This window comes from Candidatus Brevundimonas colombiensis, assembly GCA_029202665.1.
Lineage (GTDB): Bacteria > Pseudomonadota > Alphaproteobacteria > Caulobacterales > Caulobacteraceae > Brevundimonas > Brevundimonas colombiensis.
Window position 1 is genome coordinate 922,369 of the sequence record CP119326.1, and the last position, 20,300, is coordinate 942,668.

General features: G+C 67.7%; 18 protein-coding genes. 9 read left to right on the forward strand and 9 right to left on the reverse strand.

What is annotated here, in order from left to right; translation table 11 throughout:
• Positions 1 to 280: 280 nt before the first annotated feature.
• The 3 genes from secA to P0Y50_04360 are packed head-to-tail and all read left to right on the forward strand — an operon-like array spanning position 281 to position 4,869.
• Entirely contained in the window at positions 281 to 3,130 is a 2,850-nt protein-coding gene (secA, locus tag P0Y50_04350) for a preprotein translocase subunit SecA (GenBank protein WEK40846.1), read from the forward strand.
• 12 nt (positions 3,131 to 3,142) lie between these two features.
• Entirely contained in the window at positions 3,143 to 3,712 is a 570-nt protein-coding gene (locus P0Y50_04355) for a ClbS/DfsB family four-helix bundle protein (protein WEK40847.1), read from the forward strand.
• Positions 3,709 to 4,869 carry an aminotransferase class V-fold PLP-dependent enzyme gene (locus P0Y50_04360; GenBank protein WEK40848.1) on the forward strand — a complete coding sequence of 387 codons (1,161 nt, stop codon included), beginning with the start codon at positions 3,709 to 3,711 and terminating at the stop codon, positions 4,867 to 4,869. Before P0Y50_04355 ends, P0Y50_04360 begins: the two co-directional genes overlap by 4 nt.
• Here P0Y50_04360 and P0Y50_04365 read toward each other — a convergent pair whose 3' ends face one another.
• Positions 4,870 to 5,775 carry a hypothetical protein gene (locus P0Y50_04365; protein ID WEK40849.1) on the reverse strand — a complete coding sequence of 302 codons (906 nt, stop codon included), beginning with the start codon at positions 5,773 to 5,775 and terminating at the stop codon, positions 4,870 to 4,872. It abuts the gene before it with no gap.
• Positions 5,776 to 6,221: 446 nt separating this feature from the next.
• Here P0Y50_04365 and P0Y50_04370 point away from each other — a divergent pair, with 446 nt between their 5' ends.
• The gene (locus P0Y50_04370; GenBank protein ID WEK40850.1) at positions 6,222 to 11,087 is read left to right on the forward strand and encodes an NAD-glutamate dehydrogenase; all 4,866 of its coding nucleotides are present in this window, start codon (positions 6,222 to 6,224) and stop codon (positions 11,085 to 11,087) included.
• 82 nt (positions 11,088 to 11,169) lie between these two features.
• Entirely contained in the window at positions 11,170 to 11,637 is a 468-nt protein-coding gene (locus tag P0Y50_04375) for a universal stress protein (protein WEK40851.1), read from the forward strand.
• A 23-nt stretch (positions 11,638 to 11,660) separates the two neighbouring features.
• On the opposite strand, the gene P0Y50_04380 is transcribed toward P0Y50_04375, so the two are convergent.
• The gene (locus P0Y50_04380) at positions 11,661 to 12,803 is read right to left on the reverse strand and encodes an MltA domain-containing protein (protein ID WEK40852.1); all 1,143 of its coding nucleotides are present in this window, start codon (positions 12,801 to 12,803) and stop codon (positions 11,661 to 11,663) included.
• On the reverse strand, positions 12,803 to 13,444 hold the full coding sequence (timA, locus tag P0Y50_04385) for a TIM44-related membrane protein TimA (protein WEK41521.1): 642 nt from the start codon (positions 13,442 to 13,444) through the stop codon (positions 12,803 to 12,805). Before timA ends, P0Y50_04380 begins: the two co-directional genes overlap by 1 nt.
• Positions 13,445 to 13,643: 199 nt before the next feature.
• Here timA and secB point away from each other — a divergent pair, with 199 nt between their 5' ends.
• Positions 13,644 to 14,156 carry a protein-export chaperone SecB gene (gene secB, locus P0Y50_04390; GenBank protein ID WEK40853.1) on the forward strand — a complete coding sequence of 171 codons (513 nt, stop codon included), beginning with the start codon at positions 13,644 to 13,646 and terminating at the stop codon, positions 14,154 to 14,156.
• A gap of 7 nt (positions 14,157 to 14,163) precedes the next feature.
• Positions 14,164 to 15,117 carry a DMT family transporter gene (locus P0Y50_04395; protein ID WEK40854.1) on the forward strand — a complete coding sequence of 318 codons (954 nt, stop codon included), beginning with the start codon at positions 14,164 to 14,166 and terminating at the stop codon, positions 15,115 to 15,117.
• Here the strand turns inward: P0Y50_04395 and P0Y50_04400 are convergent.
• The 3 genes from P0Y50_04400 to coaBC form a co-directional block, all read right to left on the reverse strand.
• Positions 15,114 to 15,386: a hypothetical protein gene (locus P0Y50_04400; GenBank protein ID WEK40855.1), complete on the reverse strand. Its 273-nt coding sequence runs from the start codon at positions 15,384 to 15,386 to the stop codon at positions 15,114 to 15,116. The genes P0Y50_04395 and P0Y50_04400 overlap by 4 nt on opposite strands.
• Positions 15,387 to 15,543: 157 nt before the next feature.
• On the reverse strand, positions 15,544 to 16,002 hold the full coding sequence (gene dut / locus P0Y50_04405; protein WEK40856.1) for a dUTP diphosphatase: 459 nt from the start codon (positions 16,000 to 16,002) through the stop codon (positions 15,544 to 15,546).
• Positions 15,999 to 17,228 carry a bifunctional phosphopantothenoylcysteine decarboxylase/phosphopantothenate--cysteine ligase CoaBC gene (coaBC, locus tag P0Y50_04410; GenBank protein WEK40857.1) on the reverse strand — a complete coding sequence of 410 codons (1,230 nt, stop codon included), beginning with the start codon at positions 17,226 to 17,228 and terminating at the stop codon, positions 15,999 to 16,001. The genes dut and coaBC overlap by 4 nt, the downstream gene beginning before the upstream one ends.
• A 113-nt stretch (positions 17,229 to 17,341) precedes the next feature.
• On the opposite strand from coaBC, the gene P0Y50_04415 reads away from it, so the two are divergent.
• Together P0Y50_04415 and P0Y50_04420 are read left to right on the forward strand one after the other, a co-directional pair.
• Positions 17,342 to 17,857: an S-type pyocin family protein gene (locus P0Y50_04415; GenBank protein WEK40858.1), complete on the forward strand. Its 516-nt coding sequence runs from the start codon at positions 17,342 to 17,344 to the stop codon at positions 17,855 to 17,857.
• Positions 17,858 to 17,899: 42 nt separating this feature from the next.
• Entirely contained in the window at positions 17,900 to 18,760 is an 861-nt protein-coding gene (locus P0Y50_04420) for an HAD family hydrolase (GenBank protein WEK40859.1), read from the forward strand.
• On the opposite strand, the gene P0Y50_04425 is transcribed toward P0Y50_04420, so the two are convergent.
• Genes P0Y50_04425 through P0Y50_04435 form a run of 3 tightly spaced genes read right to left on the reverse strand, consistent with a single transcriptional unit; the run spans position 18,757 to position 20,250 of the window.
• Positions 18,757 to 19,116 carry a PilZ domain-containing protein gene (locus P0Y50_04425; GenBank protein ID WEK40860.1) on the reverse strand — a complete coding sequence of 120 codons (360 nt, stop codon included), beginning with the start codon at positions 19,114 to 19,116 and terminating at the stop codon, positions 18,757 to 18,759. The two genes, P0Y50_04420 and P0Y50_04425, sit on opposite strands and share 4 nt — an antisense overlap.
• Positions 19,113 to 19,928 (reverse strand): kinase, encoded by an 816-nt coding sequence (locus P0Y50_04430; protein ID WEK40861.1) that lies wholly within the window; start codon positions 19,926 to 19,928, stop codon positions 19,113 to 19,115. The genes P0Y50_04425 and P0Y50_04430 overlap by 4 nt, the downstream gene beginning before the upstream one ends.
• A gap of 1 nt (position 19,929) precedes the next feature.
• A complete protein-coding gene (locus P0Y50_04435) occupies positions 19,930 to 20,250 on the reverse strand; it encodes a 2Fe-2S iron-sulfur cluster-binding protein (protein WEK40862.1) in 321 nt (106 codons plus the stop codon).
• Between the last annotated feature and the right edge of the window lie 50 nt (positions 20,251 to 20,300).

A 20,300-nucleotide genomic window follows, 5' to 3' on the forward strand; every position in this document is an offset into this window, starting at 1 on the left:
TTTTGCGCGGGTCTGAGTGTCGCCGGAATGGGTTCAAGAGGGCGCTCCGTCGCAGGCGGCCGAAAGCCCCTCGCGTTGACAGGGGTTAGGCCGGTGCTTAAGTCCGCCCTGCGCCCAAGTCGAGGGGTTTTGATCGTCTGCGCGGCCCTTCGCGCGCGCCTGTTTCCGGCGCACCGGGGCCGTCATCGGTCCGGGCCTCTCTCGCGGCGTCCCTATCGCCGCCCTCACGGGATTTCAGAGCCGCTCAGCTCGCAGACGCTCGACCGCTACCGGACCCAACATGCTCGGCTTCGCCAAGAAATTTTTCGGCTCTTCCAACGACCGCAAGGTCAAGTCCTTCCAGGACCACGCCCAGCGCATCAATGCGCTGGAGCCAAAATTCGCGGCCCTGTCCGACGACGAACTGCGGATGATGACCGACGCCTTCAAGGATCGGTTGGCGAACGGCGACACGCTGGAGAAAATCCTGCCTGAAGCCTTCGCCGTGGTGCGCGAGGCTTCCAAGCGCGTGCTGGGCCAGCGTCAGTACGACGTCCAGCTGGCCGGCGGCATGATCCTGAACGAAGGCGGCATCGCCGAGATGCGGACCGGCGAGGGCAAGACCCTGGTCGCCGTGGCGCCCGTCTATCTGAACGCCCTGGCGGGCAAGGGCGTGCACGTCATCACCGTCAACGACTATCTGGCCCGCCGCGACGCCGAGACGATGGGCAAGGTCTATCGCTTCCTGGGCCTGGAGGTCGGGGTCATCGTCAATGGCCTGTCTCAGGGTCAGCGCCAGCAGGCCTACAACGCCGACGTCACCTACGGCACCAACAACGAGTTCGGCTTCGACTATCTGCGCGACAATCTGGTCTATGACCGGCGCGAGATGGTGCAGCGTCCGCACAACTTCGCCATCGTCGACGAAGTCGACTCCATCCTGATCGACGAGGCGCGCACGCCCCTGATCATCTCGGGTCCGACCGAGGACCGCTCTGACCTCTACAAAGTCCTCGACGGCCTGATCAAGGACCTGATCAAGGACAAGGACACCTTCGAACTCGACGAGAAGCAGAAGCAGGTTCTGCTGACCGAGCTGGGCTCGGAACGGATGGAGGAGGCGCTGGAAGCAGGCGGCCACTTCGCCGCCGACACAACCGGCCTGTATGACGCGGCCAACATCAGCCTGGTGCACCACGCCAACCAGGCCCTGCGCGCCAACACCCTGTATCAGCGCGACAAGGACTATATCATCAAGGGCGGCGAGATCGTCCTGATCGACGAATTCACCGGTCGCATGATGACAGGGCGCCGCCTGTCCGAAGGTCTGCACCAGGCCATCGAGGCCAAGGAGGACGTCAAGATCCAGCCCGAGAACCAGACCCTGGCCTCGGTGACGATCCAGAACTATTTCCGCCTGTACGAAAAGCTGTCGGGCATGACCGGCACCGCCGCGACCGAGGCCCAGGAGTTTGGCGACATCTACAAGATGGACGTGCTGGAGGTGCCGACCAACCGGCCGATCCAGCGCAAGGACTTCGACGACGAAGTCTATCGCACCCACGACGAGAAGAACCAGGCGATCGCCAGACAGATCGCCGAATGCCATCTGGCAGGCCAGCCGATCCTGGTCGGCACCGTCTCCATCGAACGGTCGGAACAGCTGTCGGACCTGCTGAACCGCTACGAGCACAAGGTCGAGGTCTCGCGCACTCTCAAGAAGGAATACGCCGGCAAGACCAAGGAAGCCGAGAAGATCGGCGACGCCGCCTATGACATCACCTACGAGACCAGGCTGCGCGGCATTCCGCACAGCGTCCTGAACGCGCGCCAGCACGAGCAAGAAGCCTATATCGTCGCCGACGCCGGCCTGCCGGGCGCGGTGACCATCGCCACCAACATGGCCGGCCGCGGCACCGACATCCAGCTCGGGGGCAACCTCGAGATGAAGATGCAGAAGTGGATGCTGGAACAGCGCAACATGGCTGTCGAAGTGACCCACGAGATGGAGCTAGCCAAGGAGGCCGAGTTCAAGGCCGAGATCGCCGTTCAGAAAAAGGTCGCGCTGGACGCCGGCGGCCTGTTCGTCCTGGGCACCGAGCGTCACGAGAGCCGCCGCATCGACAACCAGCTGCGTGGCCGCACCGGCCGCCAGGGCGACCCCGGCGTGTCGAAATTCTACCTGTCCTGCGAGGACGACCTGCTGCGCATCTTCGCCGGGGACCGTCTGGACTCGATCATGAAGACCTTCGGCGTGGCGGAAGGCGAGGCCATCACCCACCCCTGGCTGAACCGCGCCATCGAAACCGCCCAGAAGCGCGTCGAGACCCGCAACTACGACATCCGCAAGAACCTGCTGAAGTACGACGACGTCGTGAACGACCAGCGCAAGGCCGTGTTCGAGCAGCGCCAGGAGTTCATGGATTCCGAGGACCTGTCCGAACTGGTCGGCGATTTCCGCCGCGACGTGGTTTCCGACCTGGTCGAACGCTACATGCCGCCCAAGGCCTATGCCGAACAGTGGGACATCGACGGTCTGGACGAACGCGTCCGTTCGACCCTGGGCCTGGAGCTGCCGCTGCACGACTGGGCGGCCGAGGAAGGCGTCTCCAACGAGGAGATCGAGGAACGGCTGCTGGAAGCCGCCGACGCCCGCGCCGCGGAACGTCTGGACATGATCGGCGCCGAACAGACGCGCGGTCTGGAAAAGCAGTTCATGCTGCAGATGATCGACATGCAGTGGCGCGAGCACCTGGTTCACCTGGACCATCTGCGCGGCGTCATCGGCCTGCGCGGTTATGGCCAGCGCGATCCGCTGCAGGAATATAAGACCGAAGCCTTCTCCCTGTTCGAAAGCCTGCTCTACGACCTGCGCCACAATGTCACCCGCTGGCTGATGACGGTGGAGTTCCGCTTCCAGGCGCCGCCTGAGCTGCCCGAGTTCCAGGAAATCCACCTGAACCCCGGCACTGGCGAGAACGAGATGGCCAACCCCTCGGCCCAGAATCCGGAAGAGACCCTGATCGGCGACGACCGCGCCAGATTGCCGGTCGAAATGCTGCCCCCCGGCTGGGAAATGACCGGCCGCAACTCTCCCTGCCCCTGCGGGTCCGGCCGCAAGTTCAAACACTGCCACGGCGCCCTGGTCTAAGGCCGGGGGGCCATGGGCGTTCCGCAGGATCGTCAGGCTCTGCTGGACGCCGTGCGGCGCACCTACGCCGCCCTGCGCGCCGACCTGTCAGGGGTTCCGGCCTCTCTGGCCGCCCTGCCCGAGCTTGAGGGGCATGTCGCCGGAACCCTCATCAGCGTGGACGACCTGATCGCCTATCTAGTCGGGTGGAACCGCACGGTTCTGAAATGGCATGAACGCGAAGCGGCGGGGCGGCCGATCGACTACCCGGATACGGGATTCAAAGGCAATGAGCTGGGCCGTCTGGCGCAACGCTTCTACGCCGATCTGGCGGGGGCGCCCCATGACGCGCGACTGGCGATGCTGGACGACGCCTATAGGGCGATCATGGTCCTGATTGAATCCCATGACGATCACAGCCTTTATGGCCTGCCCTGGTATGGGACGTGGACACGGGGCCGGATGATCCAGTTCAACACCTCGTCGCCCTACGCCAATGCGCGAAAGCGTCTGCGCCCCTGGATGAAGCAGCACGGCCTGACGACGGCCCGCGCCGTCCGAGCCTCGCGGATCGACGCCAATCCGGTTAGGATCGGGGGATGAGCTACAAGTCCCTGTTCTCGCGCGCCCTGTCGCTGGCCCCGGAGCGGCTGCATTTTGCGGCCCACAGCCATCATCTCTGGCCAGATGTCGGTTTCGAGGCGCAGCAGCAGGCCTGGATCGACGCCAATATCCACGCCGACAACAAATGGGGTCTGCTGTTCGGCGAGGTGATCCCGCAGGCGCAAGCCCACGTCGCCGCCGAACTGGGCCTGCCCTCGCCGGACAGTCTGGTCTTTTCGTCCAGCACCCACGACTTCCTGCTGCGTCTGTTCTCGGGCCTGGAGAAGAAGCCGGTTCGCATTCTGGCGACGGACGGCGAATTCCATTCCTTCCGCCGCCAGTCAGAGCGCTGGCAGGAGGCGGGTGAGGCGGTGGTCACCCGCATTCCCCTGGCGCCTTTCGACACCTTCGCCGAGCGGTTCGTCGCCGCCGCGCGTGAAGGTCGGCATGACTGGATCGTCGTCAGCCAGGTCTTCTTCCGCACCGGCGGCATGTTCGACGGGATCGAGGACCTTGCCGATCTGGCGCGGCCCGAGGGGCCGTGGGTTCTTGTCGACGGCTATCACGGCTTCATGGCGACCCCGACGGATCTGTCGAAGGTCGCGGACCGCCTCTTCTATGTGGCGGGCGGCTACAAATACGCCATGGCGGGCGAGGGCGCCTGTTTCCTGCACGCCCCGCCCGGCTTTGCGCCGCGCCCGGTCAACACAGGCTGGTTTGCAGAGTTTGGCGACCTGTCCGGGCCGCCCGGCGGGGTGCAGTATCGCAGCGACGGCGGCCGTTTCTGGGGCGCGACCTTCGACTGTTCGGCGCTGTACCGCTTCAATGCGGCGCGGCGGACGCTGAGCGACCAGGGCCTGGACACCGCCGCCGTCGCCGCCCACGCCCGCGACCTGGCCGTCCGGTTCCAGTCGGCGGTGATCGAGGGGCGCGCGGGGCCGCTCGCGGACGCCGAAATCCTCAATCCGGTCGATGGCCTCGCGCCCCGCGCCCGGTTTCTGGCGCTGCGCCATCCCGACGCCCCCGCCTGGTGTTCGGGGCTGAAGCGGGCGGGCATCGTCACCGACGTCCGCGACGACGTCATCCGCTTCGGTTTCGGCCTGTATCAGGACGCCGACGACGTGGATCGGCTGATCGCCGCCTCGGCCGCCCTCTAATCAATAGAAGGTGGTGTCTTCCTGCTGGGTGGGCGTGGGCGCCGCCCGGGACGAAGGCCGCGCAGAGGGGGCTGCGGGCCGTGTCGGCGCCGGGGTCGGGTTCTGGACCTGGGCTGGCGGCGCGGCGGCTGGCCCGTTCGGCGGCGCATTCATCGGCGGAATGGTCGGCAGATCGGGATAGGGCATGGCTGGCGTCCCGTCTTCCGGCGCGGCCTGGTCTTCGTCAAGCGGCGGGACCGCACCCGTCGGTCCGCCCAGTCGATCCGGCGCCCCCACGTCGTCGCGGATGAAGGCCCACGCCCGGCTGTCGGCGCAGCCACAGGCTTTCAGAAACCCGTCCCGATCGCGCCACAGGATCAGCGGATAGCTGATTTTCACGCCGGAGGCGCGCAGCATCCGGCTCAGCTGCTCGTCGAACCGCCGCCCGGCCTCGACCACGGCCGATCGCGCCAGGTTTCCGTCAGCCTGGGGCAGGCCGGCGGCGGTCCAGCTGCCGGACGGCGTGGCCATCCAGCGTTCGTACAGCGGCCAGTCCCGGCTCAGCCACAGTTCGGCGACCGTGGCCCTTTCGGCGGTCGTCGATCGCGACGCCCCGTCCGCGTCCGGCCGGGCGAACAGGATGAAGCGCGTCTCCACCCCCGCCGCCTTCAGCTTGGGCGCCTCATCGCGCAGATAGCGATGGCCCGAGGCGCTGTCGCGATAGGTGACGATGTACAGGGGCTGGCCGCCGCTGCCGTCCGACACCCAGGATGCCTCGTCCAGCAGTCTTTGCACCTCTGCGGGATTGCGGCTGATCGTGACAGGCTGGAACCGAGAATAGAAGTTCCAGTAGGCCCAATAGCCCGCACCCGCGAGCAGCAGCCCGATCACGGCTGCAACGATGGACCCTAGGATAAATCGACGCATATCGACCCGGTGCTCCAGCTTCACCATTGAATACGATCAACGCTTGGCGCCGAAATCCGTTGTCGGCGGCGGGCGTGTTTCGACACGTCGCGCGCCGGAGTGAAAATGTCGCGATAAATCGCGCGGGCGCGCCCTTGAACGGCGAAACGGCCTTCCCATCTCCCTTCTCGAAGCTGCGGGACACCCCCCCCTCCGTACCGCAGCGAAGCGAGATCGGCGCCCCCCCTCCCCTCCAGGCGCCGCTCGCGCAGGCCGCCGGACTCCCCCAGTCCGGCGGCTTTCTGCTTTGTGGCGCTGCACAATAATTCCAACCTGATCACTGATCATTACAATGATCGGTCGCCAGGGGCTTCCCGCGCGACCGGTCCTGGCCTAGTCAGCAGTTGTGGCGCCACGTCGCGCCGCATCCCTTGCGGCCCTGCCGCGTCGTTCAAGACTGCTCGTCCATGACCGTCCCCGATCCGCGCCAACCTTCCGTTCAGCCGATCACCAAGGCCGCGCTGGAGGCGGCCTTCGCCCGGATCGTGGGAACCGGACCCGGCGCGACGGAACAGGTCTATCTGGCCCAGGCGTACGAAGACTACGCCGCCGACGAGACGCCCGAACTGGGCGGCGAGGATCTGGCCGCCCTGCTGGCCGCGTCCTGGACGGCCGCCAAGGCCTATGCCGCCGACGCCGCGGCGCCGGCGATCACCGTCGGTCCGATGCATGGCGTCGACGGCAAGGCGCTGGACTACGACCTGGTCCGCATCGTTCAGGCCGACGCCCCCTTCCTGGTCGACAGCGTCATGGGCGCCCTGGCCGAAGCCGCCGTGTCGGTGCGGGCCCTATTCCACCCGGTGGTGGAGCTGGACGGCCGCCGTCTGTCGATCATCATGCTGGTCATCGACAGCGTGCCGCAGGAGCGTCGCGACGTGCTGGGCGAGGGCCTGGCCCAGAGTCTGGCCGACGTCCACGCCGCCGTCGCCGATCACGAGGCCATGACCGGCCTGATGCGCCAGGCGGTGCAGCGACTGGAGTCCACCCCGCCGTCCGCCGTCGACGCCGCCGTCCTGGCCGAGAACATCGCCTTCCTGAAATGGCTGAAGAGCGATCATTTCGTCTTCCTGGGCGCGCGCGACTACGACTATCCGCGAACCGCCGGCGGCGACTATGAGGCCGAGGCGCCCTTGAGCCAGTCGGGCCAGGGCCTGGGCATACTGGCCGATCCCGAGCGCACGGTGCTGCGCCGCGCGTCCGAACCGGCGGTCCTGACGCATCAGATGCGCCGCCAGCTGGACCTGTCCGAGCCGGTCACGGTGGCCAAGGCCAACGCCCGCTCGCGCGTGCATCGCCGCGCCTACATGGACTATGTCGGGGTCAAACGTTACGGCGCGGACGGCAAGGCGACGGGCGAGACCCGTTTCGTCGGCCTGTTCACGTCCGAAGCCTACGACCAGCTGGCGACCGAGGTGCCGCTGCTCCGTCGCAAGGTGGCCAACGCCCTGGCCCGCGCGGACAAGGCGCCGGGCAGTCACAACGAGAAGCGCCTGAAGAACATTCTCGAAAACTATCCCCGCGACGAGCTTTTCCAGATCAGCGAGGACGAGCTGTTGTCCATCGCCCTGGGCATTCTTCACCTGTACGACCGGCCCCGCATCCGCCTGTTCTCGCGCCAGGATCCGTTCGACCGCTTCGTCTCGGTGTTGTGCTTCATCCCGCGCGAAAAGTTCGACGCGGCGGTGCGTGAGCGGATCGGCCAGATCGTCGCCCGCGCCTGGGGCGGCCGCATGTCGGCCTGGTATCCGCAACTGTCCGACGCGCCGCTGGTGCGGGTCCACTATATTATCGGCGTCACGCCCGGCGAACACCCGAACCCCGACCCCGTGCAGCTTGAAGCCGACGTCGCCGAGGCCGGGCGCGGCTGGGTCGACCGCTTCGAAGCGGGCCTGCGCCGTTCGGGCGTGGAAGAGGTCTCGGTCGGACCGGTCAGCGCCAAATGGGCGCGGGCCTTCGGCGCCGGCTATCGCGACCGTTACGACGCCGACGAGGCGGCGCTGGACCTGCAGTTCATGACCCGGCTGAACGACACGGGGGCGCCCGGCGAGGGCGAGCCGGTGGCCGTGCGCGCCTTCCGCACCCCGGACGACAGCCGCCTGCAGTTCCGCTTCAAACTGTACCGTCGCGGTTCGGCCGTGCCCCTGTCCGACGTTCTGCCGATCCTGGCCGACATGGGGCTGAAGACGCTGGAGGAATACGGCAACGCCATCCGTCCGCTGGGCGACACCGAAATCCACATCCACGAATTCCTGATGGAGGACCCGCGCGGCGAGGCCCTGATCTTCGATGACGTGAAGGGGCCGTTCGAGGACGCCTTCGCCGCGGTCTGGACCGGTCGCAACGAAAGCGACGGCTTCAACCGGCTGGTGATCGAGTTGGGCGTCGAATGGCGCGAGGCGGCCCTGATCCGGACCCTGGCCCACTATCGCCAGCAGACGGGCTTGGATCCGTCCCAGACCGTGCAGGAAGAGGCGCTGCGAGAATACCCCGACGCCGCCCGCGCCCTGTTGTCGCTGTTCAAGGCCAAGTTCGAACCGGCCGCCGGCGGATCGGCCGACGACCGCGCCTCAGCCGTCGCCGAGCTGGAAGGCAAGATCACCGCCCTGCTTCAGGATGTGAAGAGCCTGGATCACGACCGGGCCCTTCGTCGCATCGCCGCCCTGATCGGCGCGATCAAGCGCACCAACTACTTCCAGCATGACCCCGACGGCCAGCCCAAGCCGCACATCGCCATCAAGATCGCCTCGCGCGAGCTGGACGACCTGCCCCTGCCCAAACCCTATCGCGAAATCTTCGTCTGGGCGCCGCACGTAGAGGGTGTTCACCTGCGCTTCGGGCCTGTGGCGCGCGGGGGCCTGCGCTGGTCCGATCGTCGCGACGACTTCCGCACCGAGGTCCTGGGTCTGGTCAAGGCCCAGCAGGTCAAGAACGCCGTCATCGTGCCGGTCGGCTCCAAGGGCGGCTTCTATCCCAAGCAACTGCCCCGCACGACCGACCGCGAGGCCATCCAGGGCGAGGCCATCCGCGCCTATCGCACCTTCCTGTCGGGCCTGCTGGACATCACCGACAACATCGCCGCCGACGGTTCGGTCGTCCATCCGGCCGATGTCATCGCCTGGGAAGGCGACGACCCCTATCTGGTCGTGGCGGCCGACAAGGGCACGGCGACCTTCTCGGACATCGCCAACGGCGTGTCGGCGGCTTATGGATTCTGGTTGGGCGACGCCTTCGCGAGCGGCGGCTCGGTCGGCTACGACCACAAGGCCATGGGCATCACCGCGCGCGGCGCCTGGGAGGCGGTCAAACGCCACTTCCGCGAGATCGGCAAGGATATCCAGACCGAACCCTTCACCATGGTCGGCGTGGGCGACATGTCCGGCGACGTCTTCGGCAACGGGGCCCTGTTGTCCAAGGCCACCCGCCTGGTCGCCGCCTTCGATCACCGCGACATCTTCATTGATCCGAGCCCGGATCATGTGACGGGATGGACCGAGCGCAAACGCCTGTTCGACCTGCCGCGCTCGTCCTGGCAGGACTATAACAAGGCCCTGATCTCGGAAGGCGGCGGCGTCTTCTCCCGCTCGGCCAAGTCGATCCAGCTCACGCCCCAGATCAAGGCCGCGCTGGATATCGCCGACGATGTTCTGGACCCCGTCAGCCTGATCCGCGCCATCCTGAAGGCGCCGACCGAACTGCTGTATCTAGGCGGCATCGGCACCTATGTGAAATCGCCCGCCGAGACCGACGCCCAGGTCGGCGACAAGGGCACCGACGCCCTGCGGATCAATGGCGACGAGCTGCGGGTCAAGGTGGTGGGCGAGGGGGCCAACCTCGGCTTCACCCAGGCGGGCCGCATCGTGTTCGGCCAGAACGGCGGCCGCATCAACACCGACGCCATCGACAACTCGGCCGGGGTCGACACCTCCGACCACGAGGTCAACATCAAGATTCTGGTGGGTTCGGCCGTGACCAACGGCGTCCTGCCGGTGGACGAACGCGCGCCGCTTCTGGCTTCGATGACGGACGAGGTGGGCCTGAAGGTGTTGGCCCACAACTACGACCAGACCCTGGCCCTAACCCTGCAGCAGGCGGAAGGGCCCGGCGCGCTCGACGCCCAGCAGCGGTTCATGCAGACGCTGTCGGCGCGCGGAAAGCTGGATCGCAAGGTCGAGGGCCTGCCGAACGATGTCCGCGTCAGGGAGATGATGGCGGCCAGCATCGCCCTGACCCGGCCGGAACTGGCGGTCCTGACCGCCTACGCCAAGCTGGAGCTGTCGGATGACATCGTGGCGTCGAACGCGCCCGAGGATCCCTTCTTCGAACAGATCCTGGTCCGCTACTTCCCCGACGCCCTGGCCCGGTTCGAGCCGGAGATGAAGAGCCACCGGCTGCGGCGCGAGATCATCGCCACCGTCATGGCCAACGAGGTCGTGAACATGTGCGGCCCGACCTTCCCCGACCGCCTGCGCGGCTCGGCGGAATGCGACACCACGGCGCTGATCATCGCCTTCGAAGCCGCGCGCCGCGTCTTCCGCCTGGATCAGGCCTGGGACGCCGTCTCGGCCCTGGACCTGAAGATATCGGCCGAGGCCCAGGTCGCCCTCTATCGCGAGATCGCCGTGGTCCTGCGTCGCCAGACCTTCTGGATGGCCCGTCGCGCCAAGACCGGCGTCTCGGTCCAGGGGCTGATCGACCGCTACCGTTCGATCGCCGACGCCCTTCAAGCCGAGGGCGCGCCGGTGCTGTCGCGGTTCGAACAGGGGCGGCTGGACGCGCGGGTCAGGACCTTTGCCGACCTGGGCGCGCCCGAGGACCTGGTGCGCAGCATCGCGATCATGCGTCCGCTGGTCGCCGCCTCCGACATCGGCGATCTGGCGCAGGAGACCGGCTGGCCGGTCGCGGCCATGGCGCGCCTGTATCACCAGGTCGGGGCCGCCTTCGACTTCGACCGTCTGCGCGCCGCCGCCGGCTCCATTCCGTCTGCGGATCATTTCGACCGTCTGGCGGTGCGTCGCCTGATCGAGGACCTGATGAACGAACAGGCCGCCCTGACCCGCGCCGTCGCCGGCGCCTCCGATCCGTCGGTCGGCGTCAGCGAGGATGCGGCCGAGGGGGCCGTGGACGCCTGGATCGGCTCAAAACAGGCGGCGGTCGAGGGCGTGCGCGCCTCGGTGGACGAGATCGAACAGTCCGGCTCGGGCTGGACCTTCGCCAAGCTGACCATCGCCAACGCCACGATCCGCGACCTGGCCTCGGCCGCGACACGCGTCTGATGCACGACTGAGTCCGAGGCGGCTTGACGGACTGTCCGTTCGGCCGCCTCTTCTCGTCCGACATCAGGTTGAGGGGTCCGCCATGCCGAGAAAATTCCTCGTCGTCGTCGACGACAGTCCCGAGTTCGAGGCCGCCCTGCGCTTCGCTTCGCGCCGGGCCAAGTCGACGGGCGGGCGTGTGGTCATGCTGCGCGTCCTGTCGTCCGACAGTGACGCCCACTGGTCCGGCGCCCGCGAGGAGATCGCCCGCCAGCAGCGTGAGGAGGCCGAAGCCCTGCTCAATCGGCTAGGCGAAGAGGCGATGGCCCGATCCGGCGCCGCGCCCGTCTTCCTGATCGAGACCGGCGACGCGCAGAGCGCCATCAAGAAGGTCGTCGCCGCCGACCCGGACATCAAGATCCTGGTCCTGGCGGCGGGAACCGGCTCGCGCGGCCCTGGCCCCCTGGTGTCCGCCATCATCAAGAACGGCGCCCAGGTCGGCGGCCGCAAACTGCCCGTCACCATCGTTCCCGGCGAACTGACCGAGGACGAGATCGAAGACCTGGCCTAGCGCTCAACGAAAGGGGAGGGGCCTCAGCCCTTCGGAACCAGCCGCCACATCCGCAAGGGATGGCGCACGGTTCCCGCCTCGGCTCCTGCGGCGTCGCCCCGACCCATATAGAGATCGGCCCGCACGGGACCGCGAATGGCCGAGCCGGTGTCCAGCGCCATCGCCAATCCGCGATAGCTGGCGCTGGCGCCGCGCAGATTGCCGCCGTCCGCCTCCAGCCAGACCAGCTCGCCATAGCGCCAGTGCGTCGGATCGATCGCGATGGCCCGTCGTTCGGTCAGGGGCACGCCCGCCGCGCCGGCCGGATGGCCGTCATCGTCCGGGTCCAGCCTGAAGAAGATGTAGCGGGGGTTCAGCGCCATCACGGCCTGGGCCTCATACCCCCTGTGGCTGGCCAGCCAGCCCCGGATGGCGTCGCCCGAGGTCCCGTTCTGCGCCAGCAACCCCTGCTGGGCCATCGGTCGGGCGATGCCGACGAAGGGCTTGCCGTTGTCGGCGGCGTAGGCGGCGCGCCCCCGCGTCCCGTCCTCGAAGGTCAGATAGCCCGAACCCTGGATCTGCAGGAAGAACAGGTCCTCGGCCCGCATCCAGGCCAGGGCCTGATCGGGCCGCGCGGCGGATTCGATATAGGACCGGTCCCCCGCCGCGCGCGGATTGGCGGGCTTTGGCAGGACGGGAGCGGAAAACTCGGCGTCCGGCTGGCGGCGCGCCGGATACTCTGGGGCGAAATAAGATGTGAGCAGCCCGGGGCGACCGTCGGCCGTGGACGCGGGAACGGCGCTGAAACTGGCTTCGAAAAAGGCGCGGGCGTCCGATGGCGTGACCGTCATGGTCGTGGCTATGGCCTTGGCGCGGGCGCAGACGCTGCGGCCCGCGCTATCGCGCGCTGCTCCGCATCCGTCGACATAGGCGCGAAAGGCCGCCAGATGATCCTCGTCGTTCCATCCCGGCAGGACGGCGGGGCTCAGGGCGTTGGACAGCGCGGGCGACGGTCCGCCCGGCGTGGGGGAAGGCGTGTAGGGTTGGGGGCCGCCGGGAAGCGCGCCGGACGGTTGCTGTTGCGGCGTCATGGGTCCGGACGAACAGGCGGCCAGAACCATCATCCCGGCCAGGCCCAGCGACCCGGCGCCCAGCCGCCTGACAGCAGGCCGCCGCAGGCGGGCCATCAGGCGTTGGCCGGCTCGACGCGCGCCAGCACCCAGTTCGGATCGGCCGCGCCCAGGGTGCGCTCGAACGTCCAGTGTTCGGCGGTGCGGCGTTCCTCGACCAACGGCTCGCCCGTTTCGGAATCGGCCGTTTCGCCCGACGCCTTGGTCACACGGCTGCGCAGTTCGGCCAGGAAGCGCACCTTGGCCACCGCCTTGTCGCCTTCGGCCGCTGCGCCTTCCAGGTCGGCGCGGGGCGGAAACAGGAACTCCACCGTTTCCGTCTCGCCGCGCGTTTCGCGCGCCGCGATGCCCGCCTCAAACGACGCCATGACATTGGGCTTGAGCAGGGGCTTCAGCGCCGCCCGGTCGCCCGAGGCGTAGCCGCGCACGATGGTCTCATAGGCCTGACGCGCGCCGTCCAGGAACCGCGCGGGGTCGAAGGCCGGATCGCGCGCCTTCAGGGTGGCGATGGAGGCCAGGGTCGCCGGGTCGATGGCAGACGCAATGGCTGGGGTTTCGTTCGGCGTCGGCCCGGTCACGGCGGTCTTGGCGTCTTCCTGCGGCTGACGCCCGACCCGCTTGCCCAGCACATTGTAGAGCTGGAACAGGACGACGGCCGCGATCACGGCGAAGACGACGATCTGGAACTGGACCGGCAGGTTCAAGGCGAAAAATCCTGTAACGGGGCGACGCGCGCGCCGGACGGCTGTCTGGCGTGATTACGGGCTCATATAGGGCGAGGCAAGGCGAAGCGCGCCCCCAATCGCGTGCACGACATTGCGGCCAAGCGTCCCGGCATGGTAGTCGCGGCGCCTCATTATGGCCTCATCGGCCTCAGATCGCTCAGAAGACCGCCTCATGACCGACGCCGCTCCTCCCGCCGAACAGCCCCAGCAAGGCGACGCCCAGCAGGGTCAGCCCGCCGGTCCCGGCTTCCGCATCCTGGCCCAGTATGTCCGCGACTTCTCGTTCGAGAACCCGCGCGCGCCTGAGTCCCTGCGCATCGACGGCAAGCCCGCCATCGATCTGGGCGTGGAAATGGCGGCCCAGGGTCGCCCGGACGGCCTGTTCGAGCTGGACCTGAAGCTGTCGATCAAGGCCACCCACGAGAACCAGCCCGTCTTCCACGTGGAACTGGTCTATGGCGGCCTGTTCCAACTGGCCAATGTTCAGGAGCAGGACATCGAGCCGCTGCTGCTGATCGAATGCCCGCGCTATCTGTTCCCGTTCGCGCGCGAGATCATTTCGGGCGCCACGGCCGACGGCGGCTTCTATCCCCCGTTCCAGCTGGACCCCATCGACTTCGCCGCCATCTATATCGCGCGCCAGCAGCAGATCGCCCAGCAGCCGGTCGAAACCGGCCAGGCCTGAGCCGACCTTGCCCGCGCCTGCGCGGCCGGGAAATGAACGCCTGATCCCCGCCGGCGAGGACATCGCCGGCGGCATCGTCCTGCGGATCGCGGCGGCCGGGTGTTTCTCGATCATGGCGGCGGTGTTGAAGCTGGCGTCGCACGACGGCGTCGTCGCGCCGGAAATGCTGTTCTACCGCGCCCTGTTCGGCGTGCCGGTGGTGGTGATCTGGGTCATGACCCGCCAGGGCGGCCTCGGCGCCCTGTCCACGCGGCGTCCCTGGGCGCATGTGGGCCGCAGCGCCCTGGGCATCGTCTCCATCCTGTGTCTGTTCCAGACCCTGACCCTGCTGCCGCTGGCCGACGCCACGACCCTCAGCTTCACCGCCCCGATCTTTTCCACCCTGCTGTCCTTCCTGATCCTGAAGGAGGCGGTCGGCCCCCGCCGTTGGGCCGCCGTCGCCGTCGGCTTCATCGGCGTGGTCATCGTCATGCGGCCCGGCGCGAACGGCGAACACGCCCTGCCCGTGGAGGGGATCGCATTCGGCCTGATGGCGGCGCTGCTGACCGCCGGCGTGACCATCACCCTGCGGCAGTTGCGCGGCACAGAACACGTCGCCGCCATCGTCTTCTGGTTCTTTATCGGCTCGTCGGTCGTGGGCGCCATCCTGCTGCCCTTCGTGGGCCGGATGCACAGCCCGGCGACCTTCGCCCTGCTGGCCGCCGGCGGGGTGGCGGGCGGTCTGGCGCAACTGTTCATGACCGCATCCCTGCGCGCCGCGCCGGTCGCCGTGGTGGCGCCGTTCGACTATCTGCAGATCGTCGGCGCCATCCTCTTCGGCTGGTGGCTGATGCATACGACGCCCACCGCCAGCACCCTGGCCGGCGCAGCCCTGATCGCCTCAAGCGGGCTCTACACCGCTTGGCGTGAACACATCCGCCGTCGCCAGGCGCTTGTGCAGACGACGGCGCCGCCGGTTTAGGGCAGGCGTCGCTCCGTCGTCAGAGGTTCGAACACCACGTCTCGATCCGAAGGATCGAGATATCGCCCCTTCGCCGTCCGGCGCAAAGTTTGGCAAAACTCGGGTTGATCCTTCCGCGTGATGCAGAGATCGGCGCCGCACACACGATAGAATCCCTGTTCCGAACCGCCCCAACCGCCCCGAAACCGGTATCGACCGTTGGTCAGGAACACATAGACGCCCTGATCCAGGATGAGGGGCGTGAAGGTCGTATTCTCGATCTCGGCCATCGGGAACGCAGGGGCAGGACAGGCGGCCCGACCTGGACTTGCCGGATGGGGCGGTCGCGCCCTCTCTGTCTGAGGCTCCGAACACGCAACCAGAGTAAGCGTGACGACGACGGAAAGGCGGTTCGCGTGTGATCGCTCCATCCGCGCAGCGCTCGTCCTACCGTCCCGTCGATCCGAACCCGCCGGTTCCACGCGCCGTCTCGTCCAGGTCCTCGACCTCGATCCAGTCGGCGCGCTCGTGCCTGGCGATCACCAGCTGGGCGATGCGCTCGCCGCGGCGGATGACGAAGGGGTCGGCGCCGATATTGGCCAGGATGACGCCGCACTCGCCGCGATAGTCGCTGTCGATAGTGCCTGGCGCATTGGGGCAGATGATGCCGTGCTTCAGGGCCAGACCCGAACGGGCGCGCACCTGGGCCTCGTATCCCAGGGGCAGGGCGATCTTCAGCCCTGTCGGCACCAGGACCCGCTGGCCGGGCGCCAGGGTCATGGGCTGATCTTCCGGCACCGCCGCGCGCAGGTCCATGCCCGCCGACCCGGCCGTTTCATAGACCGGCAGGGGCAAACCCTCGGAATGGGGCAGACGCTGGATCTGGACGGGGGTGGCTTCGGTCATTCGGTGTCCTTGAAATGGTCGGCGATCCGGGCGGCGACGGCGCGGGCGATGGCGGATTTGGACTGGCGTGGCCAGGTCTCGGTCCTGTCGGCGGTGACCAGCAAGACGGCGTTGCCGTCTGAACCGAACACGTCGTCAGAGACGTCGTTGCCGATGATCCAGTCGCAGCCCTTGCGCGACAGCTTGGCCCGGGCGTTGGCCTCCAGGTCCGTGGTCTCGGCGGCGAAACCGATCACCAGCCGTGGGCGGTTCGGGCCCGGCGCGGCGATCCCGGCCAGGATGTCGGGATTCTCGATCAGGGCCAGGGTCGGCGGACCGCCCGGCCCCTTCTTGATCTTGCCGCCGGCGATGGTGTCCACGCGCCAGTCGGCGACGGCGGCCGACAGCACGGCGATGTCGGCGGGCAGGGCGTCCTGCGTCGCCGCCTGCATCTCCAGCGCGCTTTCGACGTCGATCCGCGTCACGCCGGGCGGCGCCCCCAAGGCGGTCGGGCCGGACACCAGGGTCACTTCGGCCCCCAGTTCGGCCAGGGCCGCGGCGATGGCATAGCCCTGTTTGCCGCTGGAGCGGTTGGTCAGGCCCCGCACCGGGTCGATCGGCTCGAACGTCGGACCGGCGGTGACCACCGCCTTTCGACCGGTCAGGGGCCGTCCAGCGGCGCCGGCCAGCAGACCCTCCATGGCCTCCAATATGGCGGAGGGTTCGGCCATCCGGCCCGGCCCGAACTCGCCGCACGCCATTTCGCCGCTGTCCGGCCCCACGACCGCGACGCCGTGAAAACCGGGGAAGGCCTTCAACCGCGCGACATTGGCCTGGACCGCCGGATGCTCCCACATCCGCACATTCATCGCGGGGGCCAGCAGCACCCGTTTGTCCGTGGCGATCAGGGTGGTGGAGGCCAGGTCGTCGGCCAGACCATTGGCCGCCTTGGCGATCAGCCCCGCCGTCGCCGGCGCCACGACCACCAGATCGGCCCAGCGCGACAGCTCGATATGGCCCATCGCGGTTTCGTCTTCCGGGTGGAACAGGCCAGACCGCACCGGATGGCCGCTCACGGCCGCCAGCGACAGGGGCGTGACGAACTCGGCCCCGGCCTCGGTCAGGATCACGCGCGTCTGCCCGCCCGCCTTTGAAATCAGCCTGACCAGTTCCAGCGCCTTATAGGCTGCGATGCCGCCGCCGACGATCAGCAGAATCTTGCGGTGGGTGAGGGGGCGGCTGTTCATGACCCCTGATCTAGCGGCCCCGCATGACGCCGTCGAGACGCACTGTCAGAACATTGCGCGAACAGCCAAGTTGTGCTTTCGTCGCGTAAAGCGGGTGTCTGGAGGGTGTGGCGATGAAGACGATGATAAGGGGGGCTGCCGCCCTGGCGATAGGCGGGCTGCTTCTGGCCGCCGGTGGATGTGACAGATCGTCGGCGGTCGAGACGCGTGAAAGAACGACGACCACGCCCGTCGCCGCCGCAGGGCCGGTCAGTGTCTCGGTCTCCACGACCACGACCGAAGAGGTCAAACCCGTCCTGACCGCCAACCGGCGCGAGACGGTCGACGCCAAGATCAGCCGCCTGTACGACCGCAACGGCGCCGACTTCGGAGCCCGCTCGGCCGAGGATTATCTGGCCAAGGTCACGGCCTTCACGACCAAGCCGCCGCGAGACGTGGAGACGGTCAAGCGCCCGAACGGCGACACCTTGATCTATCAGGCGTCGACCAACACCTTCGCCGTGGTGGCCCGGAACGGCACGCCGCGCACCATGTTCAAGCCGAGAGACGGCGCCGCCTACTGGTCCGAGCAGAAGACGGCGGCCCCCACCTTCGGCCAGCGGCGCCAATCGACGGGGGTGGCTGGCTGATATAGAGGGCGGGGTTCGACTGACGCACCGGATTTTCGCCTCATGCCCGACACGGCCTCTTCCAAAACCCCGCTGAAGACCGCCCTGATCTATGATTTCGACGGCACCCTGGCCCGCGGCAACATGCAGGAGGTCAGCTTCATCCCCTCGGTGGGCATGGACATCGGCGCCTTCTGGGGTGAGGCCGAGCGTCTGACCAAGGACGCCGACGGCGATGGCATCCTGATGTATATGCAGCTGATGCTGCACCACGCGCGCCAGAACGGCGCGCCGGTCACGCGCGAGACCCTGCGCGATCACGGGCGCGAGGTCGCCCTGTTCGAGGGGTTGAAGGACCTGTCGTGGTTCGACCGCATCAACGCCTTCGGCGCCAAATACGGGCTGGAGATCGAACACTACATCATCTCCGCCGGGCTGGAGGAGATGATCGACGGCACGCCGATCCGCCCTGCCCTGACCCACGTCTTCGCCTCCCATTACGTCTATGACGAAAAGGATCAGGCCGCCTGGCCCGCCGTGGGGGTGAACTACACCACCAAGACCCAGTATCTGTTCCGCATCAACAAGGGCGTGAAGAACCATTGGGAGCACGAGCGGATCAACCACTTCATCCCCGACGACGAACGCCCCGTGCCGTTCGACAGGATGATCTTCATCGGCGACGGCGACACAGATGTTCCGACCATGAAGATGATGCACACCAAGGGCGGCTTCTCCATCGCAGTCTATGACCCCCGGTCGAACGAGAAGGATCAGAAGAAGGTCTATTCCCTGATTTCCGAGGACCGGGTGAACTTCGTCGCCGCCGCCGACTACCGCGAAGGTTCGGCGCTGGATCTGATCGTCAAGGGTCTGGTCGGGCGGATCGCCATCAATGCCGGATGCATGCCGGCCGGCCTCTAACGCCCGCCGGCCCTCAGCCAGGCGTCGCGCGCGGGGATCAGACGCGCCGGGGCCAGGCCGCGCAGAGATTTGGCGCCGGTCTGGCGCAGGCCCGCCTCCTGGCCACGCTGCCAGACCACCTCGGCCGGATAGGCCACGGCGTCGGCGACATCGACCACGACGACTTCGCTCGGCAGCGCCGATCCGCGATCCATCCGCACCCGCATCCCGCCGTCGGAAAGGTCCACGATCAGACAGACGACCTCTATGTCGGTCCCGCAGACCACCCCCCGCGCATTGACGGCGCGACGCAGCGAGGCGCGCCGGTCTTCGCCGGGCGGCTTCATCGTCGCCGTTCTGGATTTGAACAGCTTCATGGACGTTCAACGCCCCAAGGGGCTGCGATGATCCGACGATCTGCGTCCAGCGCCACCGTCAAGTCCGGCGCAATCCCGCCGTCCAGCATATGTCGGGTCAGTCGCTCATAGTGCTGTACGAAACGCCGGAGTTGGTCGCGACGCGCGGGCGGCGCTGGCCCGCCCGTCAGTTCCTCCTCCTGCTCGCAGCGCCAGTCCAGCACAACGTCGAAGCTGGGCGCCTTCAAAAAAATCAAGGCGTCCAACCGCCCCGCAACCCCGCCATAGTCCCGCGCCAGGGCCGCGTTCACCGCATGTCGCCACACGCCGTCAGGGTCCGCATCCCGCTCCAGCGCATTGACGGGCTCCGCCAGCGCCGCCGGGCCCTGCGGCGTCGCGCCCAGGCACCAGCCCTCCAGCACGATGGCGCGCGGCCGACCCGTCACCACCGCCCAGGCCGTCTCGGCCGCGCGCTCGTCAGCCAGTTTGTCGAACCGGGGCAGGGGCGTCCGGTCGGTCGACCCCGCCCTCGTCAACCGATCCAGCGTCGCGTGCAACAGCGTCAGGTCATGCGTGCCCGGCGGGCCGCGCGTGGCGAACAGGGGATGGACGGCGCGCGCCTTCTCCGCCCGTTCTGACTTGGTCAGATAGACGTCATCCAGCGACAGGGTCGCGGCGCCGAAACGTTCGGCCAGTCCACGCGCCAGGGTCGACTTGCCCGATCCCTGACACCCCGCCACGCCGATGATGGGCATGGCGTCTTCACCGCCTTGCCGCAGCATACGATGCTCGATCCAGCCGCCGATCCTATCGACCAGGGCGGCGGCGGTCATTTCAGTGCTGATTTTCCGGCAGCCGCACGATTAAGCCGTTCAGCGCGTCCGACACCCGGATCTGGCACGACAGACGGCTGTTGGGTTCGACCTCTTCGGCGAAGTCCAGCATGGACTCTTCCATGGCGCTGGGCTTGCCCGTCGCCTCGCGCCACGCCTCGTCGACATAGACGTGGCAGGTCGCGCAGGCGCAGGCCCCGCCGCAATCGGCGTCGATGCCCGGCACATTGTTGCGGACCGCGCCTTCCATAACCGACAGACCCGGCTTCACGTCCACGACGTGCTCGGTTCCATCATGCTCGATGTAGGTGATGCTGGCCATGCGCCGCTCCTAACCCAGGGGATCGCCGGAGACAAAGCCCCGGCGTCCGA